The organism is Candidatus Nitrospira allomarina (assembly GCF_032050975.1).
GTDB lineage: Bacteria > Nitrospirota > Nitrospiria > Nitrospirales > UBA8639 > Nitrospira_E > Nitrospira_E allomarina.
Map to the genome: position 1 here is coordinate 3,937,744 of NZ_CP116967.1, position 14,052 is coordinate 3,951,795.

Here is a 14,052-nt window from a genome sequence, read left to right on the forward strand (position 1 = left end):
ATTTCTTCCAAAAACAGAAGAGTGTTCAGATTATTGCTAAATACAGAACCCGCTTCTTATATAATTTTGAAGGTGTGAGTTAGATGCCGGGTGTCGGCCCGGCAGCCGAGTTACTTTGGATTCGGTCAAAGTGGCCAAACCCTGTGACGCCCCGTCCGGCCTCATTGGATTGATCGGACGCGAAGCAGGGAGACGGGCTAACTCGCGAGGCTCGAACAAGCCCGTCAGGAACAAGAGCGTCCGATCATGGGGCCGGACGGCAGGCGTCGGCCAGAGGGGGGACTGGCTTAGGAAGGGGTGCCATAGCCACCGAAAATGCGGTGCAGTTGAATTGTTTCGAAATCACTGAGATCCTTTTCAAAGATCAACGTACTCGCTTAGGAATGTCCTGGGGTTACGAGCTGGAGTATTGTTGAATTCGCTCGATTAACCCTTGATGCTGGATCTGTCTTTCCTCGTCCGGATCTTCAACCGATTCGATCGATTCGATGGAACGAACGTAGGCATCAGGAAACCGTAAATGCCTGGCGCCCAGGACAATCAGTTCCTTATACCAATGAAAGGGCTTCAGACTATTTTGAATGTAAGATGGCTGAGCCAGGTATGTAAGGCAGGAGCACTCTTTGCCATTGAATCTTACCGTGAGTTGGCTATCATGATAACCATTCCCCTCGAAACGGTCGAGGATAGGTTTATGGGCTGAATCAATTTGATAGATGGCTCCATACACTCCATCCGATTCTTCTCCTGTGTGGGCCAGGTTGCACTTACTCGACCCATCCTGACCCCTTTTCTGAAAAGACAGTCGGTAGTGCTTCAACTCAACCACATCAAGCAATTCGGCAGACGGCACGCGTTCCCGCAACCGGACAGGGTGGAGGTTCGAACCATAAGCCAAATAATAAAGCAAATCCTCACTCATCATTCATTCATAATTAAGTAAAAGCAAGCGGTCTTCTAGTCCGCACTACAATCCAAGAATCCCTGTCGGCTTCCCGTCGATACTGAGCTGGTTCTTTTTTTGCCAATACTCCGAGATCCCTTCCTCGCCCTTCTTCTCAGCCCACGTCGAAAGGACATGACGGTCTTCAACGTAGTTCATGAAAGGCACAGCATGACCGCAGGAGGTTTGCACCCGATCGATAGACACCAACACGTACTGCCGTGTTCCGGTTGTGGAAGGCAATTGACTCGAAAACTCCGCCCAACGAGCATCCCTCGGATGAAAAACTTGGGCCGCCCCATAAACGCGAAGGATTCGTGGCGGCCCTTCAAAAGCACACCACATCATGGTTATTCGGTTGAATTCGGCCAGATGGGCTGCCGTTTCGTTTCCGCTGCCGGTCAAGTTCATCCAGAGAATCTCGCAAGAGTTGAGGACACGAAGTGAATCCTGGCCCTTCGGGGAGAGATTGATTCTTCCATCCGGCGCAGCCGTGGCCACAAAAAATACTTTTTGTTCCCCAATAAATTGGCTTAACTCATCACTCAGCTCTGGAAATTGAATAGCCACAATTACGCTCCATTGATTTTAGTTACTCACGGCCCAGCCCATTTTCAGATCACCCCTAAAGAGGTCACAGGGGTTAAACGATTTCGGTACCGTAGCCTAACGATAATTGCACTGACTGTAAAATTTTGAAAGATATATTAGCTGCCGGGTCTCGGCCCGGCAGCCGAGGTTTTGCCTGAGGCGTCTCGAGGAGCGCAACCTTTGTTGTGGAGGCAAAAGGGGGCAAAACCATTGACGCCCCCGTCCGGCCTCATTTGATTGATCGGACGCGTAGAGGGGGAGACGGGCTAACTCGTGGGGCTCGAACAAGCCCGCCAAGAAGAAGAGCGCCCGATCATGGGGCCGAACGGCAGGCGTCGGGCAGGGGAAGGAAGGTAGGTAGGGAAAGGAAAAATCGGGTTCACTCAACGATCAAAAAACATAACCATCTTTTGTGGCATGCAAGATTTATCCCCAAGAATGGCAAGACCTGACCTCGAGCACATCTGGTTCTCGGATGCGGTTGGAACAGCACTCTCAACATTGCTTAGCGTGTCTTTAGTGGGCTCACCCTCTGGCCTTTCGGCAAGAACAAAGTGCCGGTTTGTTGTATCGGACTGTGCGAATTGCTTCAAGCAGAGGTTTTCATGGTCTCAGTTTCTTTCAATTTCAATGTGTAGATATATGTCAAATTTCCACGCATAGCGCCCGGATACTTTAGAAATGTTTCATTTTATTAACTAACCGTGATTGATTTAATATTGACATTCTTTCAATCCAAATCCGCCATGTTCACGACCATATTAGTGCCTACAGCTTTTCTATCGTCTTCCGTTAATTGTTCTTGGGGCTGTGCCATAGTTTTTCCTTCTCTTCGATTATAAGTTATGCTGATTTGCGATTTACAACGTTACCGCGTATGGGTTGATCGAGCTCGGTTGCAGAATCTTTTATGTCATGTATTTTACTATGCAGAGACTCCATATCAATGACATGCCTGAAGTCTACGTCATTTCCATTTTCTAATGTTTTCAGAACATTATTGATTTCGTCCATTTTGATCATTTTAATGCTTGGTTTAATGTCATGCTTTGCACACAACTCCAGAACCTCTTGCGTCTCTTTTATACCTCCGATAAGTGACCCTGCCAGCTGTATGCGGTTGAAAACCATAGGGCCCGGTGAGAATTCCGGGAACTTGATCATATTACCAACAATAACAATCGTTGAATCCGTCTTCATAAGATCAATATACGGGGCAATATCGTGCGGCACTGGAATTGTGTTAATGAGAAGATCAAGGCTTTGCGCAGCTTCTTTCATCTCATCTTCATCTTTTGAGATGACAACTTTATCCGCACCCATTTCTAATATTTCGTCTCTTTTATCTTCGCTGCGGGTGAAAGCGACAACTTCAGCGCCAAGAGCTTTACCAAGTTTAATGGCCATATTGCCTAATCCACCAATCCCGGCCACACCAAGGGTTTTGCCTTCTTCCAAATTCCAATGAATCATAGTAGAATAAACGGTAATACCGGCACACATAATAGGGCCGACATATTTGGGATCCAAATTTTCAGGAATCGTAAGGCCAAATTCCTCGCGCACAACCATGTTGGTTGTATAGCCACCGTAAGAATTTGTACCATCCGGATTTTTAGGTCCGTTATAAGTCAACGTGCAGCTTTTAGGGCCTTGGCAATAATTCTCCGCGTCTTTTTTGCAAGGATCGCATTCTTGACAGCTATTGACCATACAGCCAACACCAATAAGATCGCCTTTTTCAAATTTAGTGACACCCTCACCAACGGCCGTCACTTCTCCTAATATTTCATGGCCTGGTACGCACGGGTATAGTGAATTATTCCAATCGTTTTTGATCTGGTGCAAATCAGAATGACAAACACCGCAATATAAAACTTTAAATTCAACTTCGCCCTCTCGCGCATCTTTTCTTTCGAATGTTACCGGGGCTAGCTCTATATCGGACGATTTTGTGCCGTAGCCATAAACTTTCATAATAGGACTCCTTATATAATAGGGTTGGATTTAAAGTGAAATTAATCTGACGTTGCGCTATAAAAACTCTATTGGGTAGCTCCAGGTCACCTACTTTAATTGTACTCAATAATTTTCCCTCATTATTCTTCTTTAACATTTTGCAATTCCTTTTTTTATTAATCCTCTCTCGCCACTCCATTATTATTATGTCTTCCAATCGATGCTATTCATTAGTTAGAAGGTCGTTGAATTTTATGAAGGCTAAATATCATATTTGAAATTTCATCGGCGGTCTCGCTCACTCTAGAATTGATAAATAAAAGATGGTTATCAGAAATACGAAATTTGTCTCTCCATTTCACCTTATCACCTTCGACTAAAGTATGTATGCTCCCATCGGGATTTCTGTATTGAATTTTAATATTTACTAAATCTGCAAAATATACATTTCCTGCTTATCGCAGCAGTTTTAGTGGTTTTGTCGCAAACAGGTACGTTCATGGAATCAGGTCTTGCCATCGCTCAAACCCCTTTCAGCTTCATTTACCTATCCCAAAGGGTGACCATTTACTGTGTCATTACAAGGCCTGACCACAAGAACGGTAGAATTTTGAAGGATTGAATTAGAAGCCGGGGTTCGTCCCGGCAGCCGAGGTCCTTTTCTTTCGGGAAAAGGACCCAAAACCATTGACGCCCATCCGGCCACATCAGATTGGTCGGATGCAGGAGAGAGAGCGGGCCAACTCGCCAGGCTCAAACAAGGCCCGCCGGCTGACCAGAGCATCCGCCCATAGGGCCGAACGGCAGGCGTCGGACAGGCAAAGGAAAGGATGTGAAATTAATTGGGATGCTTGCAAACCATCCGTGGAAAATCCCGTATCCCGGAAAATTTCGTCAGCGGTCGACTGAACGCCCAGACTCAGAGATGGGCACCTTCGTCGCGCTTCAACTGCAAAGCTCGTTTTGAGGCCATTGGATGCATTAGATATGGACTTCCACCGGAACCTCTCTCTAAAAGGAACATTGCCTCAGATTTCGCAATAGGCTTAGCTAGGATGTCCTCATCAAAATTTACAATCCGCCGAGACACCTCTTCATGGTATGTAACCCTTCCGCCAACCAGGAAGACTATCAAATGTTGTCCTTCATCTACGTCCTTGAGCTTTGCATTGTCGCACTCTGAGGCCGACAGCCCGATTTCATGGCAAATCTGCGTCGGGTAAGAGTACGGTCCAAATACTAGAAGCTTATCCCAATCAAATCCGCTGACCTGGCGTAAATCGACGCCGTTACCGCCACTTTCAGCCTTTATTTGAGCATCGATCGTGCGCGAGACGGGCCCTCCACAGCCAAAGAGTGCGAGAATTAGCAAAACCGCAATAGGGTAATGAAAAAAGCCCAAATTCCCAGCCTCCTATCCCCCCTAGCAGCAGCGGCAGCGGAACATGGGATGCATCGGTTTATAGGGTTCGGTCTTGCAACGCGCAGCTTTTTTCGGGTCGGCCTATAGCACCTTGTTGGGTGTTTTCCCCATTGCTATTCTCAAGGCGGCTTGAATAGCTTGTTGCCAATCTGAGTATCTAAAGCCACCAGCAGACGGATGTTTCACGTTGCAAACCACCAAATCTAGCGGCACCTTCGGCAAATTACTTTGCAGCTCATATCCAAGAACTACCAATACATTCGGCTCTAACTCGCCTAGAGTATCGTTGAATGCTGCTGCAGATCTTTCCCACATTTCCTGCGCGGGGCGTTGACGCGGCCCTGCACCTACGAATTCTTGGATGTAGTTGTAAAACGCTACTTGTTCCCAGAACTCTTTACGATCTTGAGCTAGTACCCGTTCGCCCGATGCTGTTCCTTGGATGAGTTTTTGAGTAACCGTAAAAAAACGAGACCTCTTTTCTTGACCCCATTCCTTCACTACTTCAGATGTGAGTTCTGCCGTTTCCGTTCCAGCATCTCCGTAGTGAGACTCACCAAGAATCAGAACTTTCAGTCCATTGAATCCTTCGTACCTATATTTTGTTCCTACCCAAGGGTCAAACCTTCTCATTTGTACACCCAACAGTGATTAGGCGGATCCGCATAACGCCAACTTCTCTAAACGTTCAAATTAGAGATGATAATTTAATAATTGTCGAGATAAGTCAAGGAAAAATTCGTGTTTGTTTAAAAAACATTCGAGGCCGAAACCAAAAGCCTAAATCCATCTGGTCTCTTTTCAAGCACGAAAACAATCGTCGGGCTGGGCACAGATTCTTCGCGGAGCTCAGAATGACAATTTAGTCGAGAACTCGGACGCCTTCCGCCCATCCCCATGATCGGACGCTCTTCTTCTTGGCGGGCTTGTTCGAGCCCCGCGAGTTAGCCCGTCTCCTCTCCTTCGCGTCCGATCAATCTTGTGAGGGCGGGGCGTTAATGGTTTTGGCCACTTTTGCCGAAACAAAAGTGGCTCGGCTGCCGGGACGAACCCCGGCATCTATCGTTTTTTAGAAGTCGGCAGGAATTTTTTCTAAGACTTCTTGAAAGAGGCGCTCCACCCGCTCACTGGGCAGACAACTTCATAGGCCATCTAGACGTCCATTTTTTTGAAGAGGCGCTCGGCGGGTACGGCTTGGCCCTGAGCATAGTCTTTCCGGGCTTGTTCGATTTCCCTAAGGAACTTTTTGTCCTTTAACTCATCGAGCGTTTCGACAAGATCCAGCATATCTTCATAGGGCACGAGGAACGATACCGGTTTGCCATGCGAGAGCACCATGGAGGGAGACTTTGACTTGATCAACTTCGACAATTGAGCTTGTGCTTCTCGCACATTAACAGGCTTGGTTTTTCGCAAAAAATTATTTGCACTCATGATAGCTTCTCCATATGTATTGCACTTGCATGTGTATAACAGAGGCCTTCCCCGATGACGAGGTAAGAGGCCAAGAGAACACCAACCAAGACTTAAAGACCACGAAAAGTTCCCTCGATTCCACACCACTCTTTCTCTTAACCGCCGCGCGCGCTATCATGCGCTAGGGACAACCGACAACAAGCGTCAGCTTCACCTGACCTTTACTGTACGATCGAGTACTGCCGGTATGTTAATTCGGATCATTTCAGCGCGTGACATGCACCGCAAAGAGAGGACCAAATATGAACAATCGAAAAAAAATTCCTGAGTTTAAAAGCGAAGCTGAAGAACGTGCGTTCTGGGAAAGTCATGACTCCAGTGAGTATATAGACTGGGATAAGGCTCAGACTGCCTCTTTCCCAAATCTGAAGCTGTCAACAAAAACCATTTCGCTCCGGCTTCCCGAGGGACTGCTGGATCGTATAAAAATTGAGGCGAACAAGCGCGATGTGCCCTACCAATCCCTTATCAAAACCTGGCTGTCGGAAGATGTTAAACCTCGCTAACAACGGTCCGCTCGGTTTTTCGGTGGGGTGAGGTCTCCAGACCGAATCCGGCTCGTTTTCACCACCTACTACACCCTCTGCTGACTTCTGCACGCCCATTTGCCGAAAGAAAAGGACTTCGTCCGCCTGGACGAACCACGGCAACATGGAGCATCAAGCCGACTCCAACCCTCCAGGTAAACAGATGAGTTAACGATTGAGGTTTCCCCCCTTCTCCGACGCCTGCCGCCCGTCCGCATGATCGGACGCTCTTCTTCTTGGCGGGCTTGTGTGAGCCCCGCGAGTTAGCCCGCCTCTTCCCCCTTCGCGTCGGATCAATCTGATGAGGGCGGGGCGTCAATGGTTTTGCCCACTTTTGCCTCCACAACAAAGGTTGCGCTCCTCGAGACGCATCAGGCAAAACCTCGGCTGCCGGGGCGAAACCCGGCAACCCAGAACCTCACGCCGCCCCCAAACATTCCGTGATGACGAAAAGTTAACGATTGAGGTTTTCCCCCCTGGTCCGACGCCTTCCGGCTGGCCCACGGGAGGACGCTCTCATGAGTTGGCGGGCCTTGTTTGAGATTCTATGGTTTAGGTCAAGCCTTTTGTGAGCCGGTCCGGGTTAAAAGTCGTCTGATAGCGATGAATGGACCACGCGGCTCGGGCGATTTTGCGCGCGATAATGACTAACGTCGCCGTGCCACTCCAGCCTTGGGTGCGATAGGCGTCGTAGATGGGTTTCCAGACTTTGGTTCAGACCGCGGCCATGGCAACATTAAAGAGCAACCGGCGTACCTCGGCCGGGCCGCGTTTGGATAAGCGGCGGCGCCCGCTTTTCTGCCCCGAGTCCTTGGCTCGCGGGTCGAAGCCGATGAAGGCGACGAAGGCATCGGCATTGCGGAACGGCACCCGCTCTAACGTATTGGTGAGGCTCAGCCCGACCAACGGGCCGACGCCCACGATAGTTTCGATCCGCGGTTGGGCGTCTCGATGCCCGGGCGCCCGGGCCGCCAGCGTGGCCATGGTGGCATCGAGCTTGGCCAGCAAGGCATCCAACTTTTGGAGCACGGCCTTGACGTCAGAGGCAAACCCGCTGAGGTTGTTCATCGTGAGCTTGAGCATGCCCTTGATCCGGACGAGCTTGGCCCGCCGCCGAATTAACCGGTCGAGTTGGCGTTGGGTAGCCGTCGGCGGTGTGTAAGGCCGCAGGCACTGGTGTTCTTGGGCGACCAAGCGAGCCAACAACGTCGCATCGACTCGATCCGTTTTCGCCCGCGCGCCCATGGCTTTGGCATAAGGCCGGGTTTCCATCGGATTCAAGAGAAAGACGGTGTGACCGTGGGCATGCGCCAGATCCGCGAGGACCTCATGAGAGGTATTGGTGGATTCGAGCCCAAGGCGACTGCCGGCGGGCAAAGACTTGAGCCACGTGCGTAAGGCGGTGCGCTGATTGCGGATCTCGTGAACTGGAAAGTGTTGCTCGGCACAAGCTACGACTACGGTGTCTTTGGCCACATCGCCTCCGACATTCAAAACGGGTTGCATACGCGTCGCCTCCACAAATAAGGTTCACCAATGGGGTGGGCCACACCAACGTAAGCTTGCGTTCAAATCGGCGGTCAGGAGTCCTGCCGCAAGATTCTTCATCGACGTTGAGGATGTGGATGGGAGAAGTCTCAAACCGTCTGTCCAGAAACTGGCAGATGCGAAGCGATGTCCCTCCACCCCCGACCCCTCGGAGCTTCTCAAGAATGACAAGAAAAGACCATACAAGCGGAGCGAGTTGGTCCGCCCTCCTAAGACTGGCGTCCGTCCCCTGCATGAGGCCAGACGGGGCGTCAATGGTTTTGCCCACTTTTGCCGAAACAAAAGTGGGTCGTCCGCCGGGGCGAAACCCGGCAAACCTTCCAAAAACTGCAAGGCTGACGAACGAAGAGAAAAATAATTAAAAGACTCTACCTCCCCTAACCCCGCCTTACAAAAGCGGGGAATCTGCAAAGAAAAAAATGCCCTCTTAAGACCGTAGCTATGACCAAGGATTTGAGTTTCCGGTTTATCTAGCTTGCCGACGATGCGGGGATATCCCCGCATCCACTCATTCGTCCCCGCAATCCCCGCAAACCGAGCCACGCCACATTACGCATAACCAACTGTTTTACAACAACTTTCCCAATTCATCGTCATGGCAAGCCCCTTGCGATAGGACGGTTTCAACAATCGCATTCGCAATCGGAAAGGAGGTGAACATTCACAGGTGCTAAAGAGCGGCTTTTAAAAGAGTCCGCGAAACAGGACGACCGGAAATGCCAACGACAACTTAACGACTTCACAAGGAGACAGCCATGAACGTGAAAATTTCTCAACCACCTGCATCACAACATCACACGGAGCCCCCAGCCTCTGAGCCCGAAGCCGGCCCATCGGATACCAAGGAGATTATTTACCTCGCCTCCGGGTTACTCATCCTGGTTTTGGGGATAGGCGGCCTCTTGATGTATTCCGAGGAAACACCCCTGCCTGCGACCGCTTCTCAGGGAATAGATAAAGCGCAAATGGCGAGTGCGTTTACCTCCTCCGAACAGCAACCCGCTTCTGACGAACCCCTGGCATTGAGCCAGGCCTTGGCTGAAGAGCCAGGGACCAATACGATCATCCCTGCCACCGGGCCGGGTGAGAAGCAGCCGATGGCAGAGACGGATGTCTATTTTGCGTTTAACGAGTCGACCTTGTCCGATGAGGCAAAGGACAGACTTAAAACCCGAATGGAGAACAGGCCGGAGGGATGGAGCGGCACCCTCCGCATCGTGGGACATACCGATGCTCAGGGACCGGATGCCTATAACCGTGCCTTGGGGCTCAAGCGAGCGCAGTCTGTCAAAACCTTCTTGCTGTCACTTGGCGTGGCTGAGAATGACGTCCAAGTAGACACGTTGGGGAAAGACGGATCAATCTGTCAGGAAGAAACGCCGGAATGTTTTGAACAAAACCGTCGGGCACATGTCGCGTTACTCCCTGCTTCAACACCAGAAGGAGGAGACCTCCAACTGTCATTGGCTCCCGCAGACACGGACAGCCCGGCCGGTGAAGAACTGGGTCTGACCACTGACGAATCACCCATCGTCTCTTCGGACACTGAAGTCTCCTTCCAGGAGGAAGTTCAAGAGGAATCGGTCTCTTCCGATCCACTCCTCACTGTGGAATCCCTTCCCTAAGACTCTCACCCCGGGTTGGCTCACCCTGCTGTGGGTCGGCCCGGGCCCGCCCTGACGGACAGTCTTAACTATCACCTTTCATGACGATAAAGGAGCCGGTATGAATTTCTGGAAGCAACTTCTTCTGCCTCTTGCCTTTTGGCTCACCGGCAGTGTGGTGGATTGCCTGGGCCTTCCTCCCGTGTCCGCTCAACCATTGGAACCCGACGTCCCGGCACCCTCTCAACAGGCCGGACCGGACATATCACATGGCTTGTCGATTCGCCCCATGTCGGGAGGCTCCACTCTCCCAGCCCCCACCGTCTCCACCCATGTCACCACGACCATCAGCGGGCTGATCGTCCGCACCACCGTCTCGCAAACCTTTCACAATCCCAGCTCCGAATGGGCCGAGGGCATCTATGTCTTTCCGTTACCCGAGCAGGCGGCCGTCGATCACCTGCGCATGCGGATCGGCGAGCGGGTGATTGAAGGGATGATCCAGGAGCGGGCCGAAGCCAGGAAAACATTTGAACAGGCCAAGCGCAAGGGACAACGCGCCAGCCTGCTGGAGCAGGAACGACCCAATGTGTTTACCGCGTCCGTGGCGAATCTCGCGCCGGGTGAACCCATCATGGTGGAGATTGAATATCAGGATACGGTCCGGTATGACCAAGGCCGGTTTTCTCTCCGGTTTCCGATGGTGGTCGGGCCACGCTATATTCCCGGCACTCCCCTATCTTTAGTCGAGGCTCAACCCCAAACGACCGGCGCGGGGTGGGCGGTCAATACCGATCAGGTTCCCGATGCGTCACGGATCACGCCGCCGGTACAGCATCCCGTTGAAGGCCCCATCAATCCCCTCACCTTGCAGATCGATCTGGCACCCGGCTTTCTACTTGATCGCGTGGAGTCCCCCACTCACCCCATTCGGGTTGAAACCCATTCCAACGGACGCCTACATATTACCTTGGCCGACCCATCCACGTTTGCCGATCGCGATTTCGAATTGGCCTGGACTCCGCAAGCTTCGCATGAAGCCCAAACACAACTGTTTCTGGAGGAACACGAGGGCGAGACCTACGGTCTGGTGTTTTTCCTTCCGCCACAAATTAACGAAGCCGGGCCGGGTGACATACCGCGTGAAGTCATCTTTGTGATGGACACCTCGGGTTCCATGGCCGGCGCATCGCTCGTGCAAGCCAAAGCCGCTCTGAAACTGGCCGTGTCCCGGCTGACTCCCAGGGACCGATTCAACATCATTCAGTTCAATTCCATCACGAAACAATTATTTCCACTGGCCGTGCCGGCTGACACCCGCGCAATTCAACGCGCGCTTTCGTATGTGAACAGCCTTCAAGCTGAGGGCGGGACGGAAATGCTTCCGGCAATGGTTCAAGCATTGTCCCATCAAAAAGAAGAACAAACCTCTCTCAGGCAGGTGATCTTTATCACGGACGGGCTGATCGGCAATGAAGAGGAATTCTTTGCGACCCTTCAACGTCTCCTCGGCCAGACCCGCTTGTTTACCGTGGGCATCGGCTCCGCTCCCAACGGACATTTCATGCGGAAGGCCGCTCAACATGGACGGGGTACCTTTACCTACATCGGCACCACACAAGAGGTGCAAGAGAAAATGCATCGCCTGTTTGTCAAACTCGAACAACCCGCATTTCTCAATCTTGCGCTGGAAGGTTCCGCTGGTGCGGCATGGGATCTCCTTCCGGCTCCACTGCCGGATGTGTATGCGGGGGAACCGCTCATGGTATCGTTTCGAACCGCGACGCCGCCCTCCCAACTTATCGTTTCCGGCACTCACGGAACCGTTCCATGGAAAAGGGAACTGCCGTTCGCGGCCGGGCTTTCCCGGTCGGGCATCGCGGTCCATTGGGCCAGGCAAAAGATTTCACAACTCACGGATCACCAGGCTTCATCGGCCCAACCTGATCAATCCAAACAGCAAACGGAACTCCGTCAGGGGGTCATCGATGTGGCCCTTAGACATCATCTGGTTAGCCGCTACACCAGTCTGGTGGCCGTAGAAACCACCCCTGCTCGCCCTGAACATCGCCCACTCCACTCCCATGCGATGAAGGCCAACCTTCCGCATGGCATGCAGTACGAGGCAATCTTTGGCTGGCCGCAAACCGCCACACCGTCAACGCTCTATCTTCTGTTAGGAATTTTCATGCTCTGGATGGGAGGGTTATGGACGCGACAACAAGTCGCACGGATGTGACACCCCATACGCGTCGGGTGTTGGCAGGCATGTTGTTGGTCCTGGGAGTCTGGTTGATTGGACAGGGGCTGTGGATTCCCGTGAAGGCCATTGCCGCCCAATGGCTCTTGCAACATGCCTGGGCACAGACTCTTAAGACACAACAACCTGCCAAACCCTGGCCGTGGGCGGATACCTGGCCGATCGGACGCTTGCTCGTTCCGCGACACCGCATCGACCAGATTATCCTGGCCGATGACAGCGGACAATCGTTAGCCTTCGGACCGGGACAGCTTTCCGGAAGAGTGCAGGCGGATGAACCCGGTGCCATCGTGTTGAGCGGACATCGCGATACGCACTTTCAGTTCTTACAATATCTTCAGAAAGACGATCTCGTCGCTGTGGAATGGCCGACTGGGAATCGAACGTCCTATTTCGTTCAGGAACACATGATAGTTGATAGCCGCCACACCCGTCTTGCCAATCATGCGGATGCAGATGCATTGATCTTGACGACCTGTTATCCCTTTGATGCGATCGTCCCTGGCGGGCCGCTCAGGTATGTGGTGAGAGCAGAAAAATTCTAGCGCTGAAGAATGACAGTCGTGCAGGAAAGAGAATAGTTCACGTTCGGCTGTATCGTTTGGTTGAAAACCCACTCGCGTCCACCTGCCCGAGACGCTCAAACTCGGTTATCCCTCACAACCATCCCTTCCGCTTAAAATACCAATAGGGAGCGATTCCGGATAACACCATGGCGCATAAAGCCAGGGGATACCCCCACCACCAATGCAGTTCCGGCATCACATCGAAATTCATCCCGTAGATACTGGCAATCAAGGTCGGAGGCAGAAACACCACTGCGGCAATGGAAAAGATTTTGATAATTTGATTTTGTTCGATACTAATGAGCCCCATTGCGGCATTCATTAAAAAATTGACCTTTTCAAACAGGAAGGCGTTATGCGGCAGAAGAGAATCGATATCACGTAAAATTTCGCGAATCCAATCACGGACAGTTTCATCTCCCCGCCCCCGCCGAAGGAGGAAGGCTAAGGCACGTTGGGTATCCATCAAACACAGCCGCACTTTCCCGTTCCCATCTTCCTCCCTGGTGAGCAAATCGATCGCCCCCTGCAAATTTCTGCCCTCTTTGGTCAGTACCGTTTGACTAATGGTTTCCAAAGCCAAATGGGTGGCTTCCAACTGGTCGGCCAGGTGTTCAATTTTCAATTCAAACAAAGCCAAAAGAACCGACAATGGATCCCGGATCAAATCCGATTCATGGCGGGCTCTTCGCCGCATCAGACGAAACAACGGGATGGGATGATCGTGCAAGGTAATGATGCAGTTGTCTCTGATCGTAAAGGCCACCGCCCTCGTGGTGGCACGATGATCTTCTTCCTGAAAAAAGAATGAATAGATATGAAGGCTATCCTCTCCTTCATTGACACGGGCACTGGCTTCAATTTCCCGCACCTCTTTGCTGGTGGGCAAAGGTTGCTCGTACAGCGTCTCAATTAATTGCCGTTCGTCGTCCGTTGGGGCGGTGAGATCGATCCACATGGCCACGTCAAGAGAATTGGAAAGCTCCGGGACGGACAAAGCCTGGAACTTTCCATCATGTAAAACATACGCGTTGATCAATGGTCGATCCTCTCTTGTTCGCGAGATCGAAAAGAGTAACTCTTCATTCAGATCCTTCGTCTGATCCCGGGCTCGGCACCACCAGGCCCCTGCAAAAATTACTGCCGGAGTGCCCT

The 14,052-nt window shown here is 51.6% G+C and carries 12 protein-coding genes and 1 pseudogene; 5 read left to right on the plus strand and 8 right to left on the minus strand.

What is annotated here, in order from left to right; genetic code table 11:
• Nucleotides 1-394 precede the first annotated feature (394 nt).
• The 6 genes from PP769_RS17400 to PP769_RS17425 form a co-directional block, all read right to left on the minus strand.
• Complete coding sequence (locus PP769_RS17400; RefSeq protein WP_312642562.1) at nt 395-910, minus strand: gamma-glutamylcyclotransferase family protein; 516 nt, start codon at nt 908-910, stop codon at nt 395-397.
• Between the two features lie 57 nt (nt 911-967).
• Nucleotides 968-1,513, minus strand: a complete 546-nt coding sequence (locus PP769_RS17405) for a pyridoxamine 5'-phosphate oxidase family protein (RefSeq protein WP_312642564.1) — start codon at nt 1,511-1,513, stop codon at nt 968-970.
• Between the two features lie 864 nt (nt 1,514-2,377).
• Nucleotides 2,378-3,511: an NAD(P)-dependent alcohol dehydrogenase gene (locus PP769_RS17410; protein ID WP_312642566.1), complete on the minus strand. Its 1,134-nt coding sequence runs from the start codon at nt 3,509-3,511 to the stop codon at nt 2,378-2,380.
• A gap of 901 nt (nt 3,512-4,412) precedes the next feature.
• On the minus strand, nt 4,413-4,895 hold the full coding sequence (locus PP769_RS17415; RefSeq protein ID WP_312642568.1) for a hypothetical protein: 483 nt from the start codon (nt 4,893-4,895) through the stop codon (nt 4,413-4,415).
• A 102-nt stretch (nt 4,896-4,997) separates the two neighbouring features.
• Nucleotides 4,998-5,549 carry a hypothetical protein gene (locus tag PP769_RS17420; protein ID WP_312642570.1) on the minus strand — a complete coding sequence of 184 codons (552 nt, stop codon included), beginning with the start codon at nt 5,547-5,549 and terminating at the stop codon, nt 4,998-5,000.
• Between the two features lie 519 nt (nt 5,550-6,068).
• Nucleotides 6,069-6,350 carry a type II toxin-antitoxin system Phd/YefM family antitoxin gene (locus tag PP769_RS17425; protein ID WP_312642572.1) on the minus strand — a complete coding sequence of 94 codons (282 nt, stop codon included), beginning with the start codon at nt 6,348-6,350 and terminating at the stop codon, nt 6,069-6,071.
• A gap of 148 nt (nt 6,351-6,498) precedes the next feature.
• Here PP769_RS17425 and PP769_RS19830 point away from each other — a divergent pair.
• Together PP769_RS19830 and PP769_RS17430 are read left to right on the plus strand one after the other, a co-directional pair.
• Nucleotides 6,499-6,660: pseudogene (locus tag PP769_RS19830) on the plus strand (BrnT family toxin); the annotation flags it as partial.
• Nucleotides 6,635-6,898 (plus strand): BrnA antitoxin family protein, encoded by a 264-nt coding sequence (locus tag PP769_RS17430; RefSeq protein WP_312642578.1) that lies wholly within the window; start codon nt 6,635-6,637, stop codon nt 6,896-6,898. The pseudogene PP769_RS19830 and the gene PP769_RS17430, both read left to right, overlap by 26 nt.
• A gap of 735 nt (nt 6,899-7,633) precedes the next feature.
• On the opposite strand, the gene PP769_RS17435 is transcribed toward PP769_RS17430, so the two are convergent.
• On the minus strand, nt 7,634-8,425 hold the full coding sequence (locus PP769_RS17435) for an IS110 family RNA-guided transposase (RefSeq protein ID WP_312642580.1): 792 nt from the start codon (nt 8,423-8,425) through the stop codon (nt 7,634-7,636).
• A gap of 797 nt (nt 8,426-9,222) precedes the next feature.
• Here PP769_RS17435 and PP769_RS17440 point away from each other — a divergent pair.
• From PP769_RS17440 to PP769_RS17450, 3 genes are all read left to right on the plus strand, one after another.
• Nucleotides 9,223-10,092, plus strand: a complete 870-nt coding sequence (locus tag PP769_RS17440; RefSeq protein ID WP_312642582.1) for an OmpA family protein — start codon at nt 9,223-9,225, stop codon at nt 10,090-10,092.
• 100 nt (nt 10,093-10,192) lie between these two features.
• Nucleotides 10,193-12,310 carry a marine proteobacterial sortase target protein gene (locus PP769_RS17445; protein ID WP_312642584.1) on the plus strand — a complete coding sequence of 706 codons (2,118 nt, stop codon included), beginning with the start codon at nt 10,193-10,195 and terminating at the stop codon, nt 12,308-12,310.
• Nucleotides 12,280-12,876: a class GN sortase gene (locus tag PP769_RS17450; protein ID WP_312642586.1), complete on the plus strand. Its 597-nt coding sequence runs from the start codon at nt 12,280-12,282 to the stop codon at nt 12,874-12,876. Before PP769_RS17445 ends, PP769_RS17450 begins: the two co-directional genes overlap by 31 nt.
• A 112-nt stretch (nt 12,877-12,988) precedes the next feature.
• Here PP769_RS17450 and corA read toward each other — a convergent pair whose 3' ends face one another.
• The gene (gene corA, locus PP769_RS17455; RefSeq protein WP_312642588.1) at nt 12,989-13,936 is read right to left on the minus strand and encodes a magnesium/cobalt transporter CorA; all 948 of its coding nucleotides are present in this window, start codon (nt 13,934-13,936) and stop codon (nt 12,989-12,991) included.
• Nucleotides 13,937-14,052: the final 116 nt, after the last annotated feature.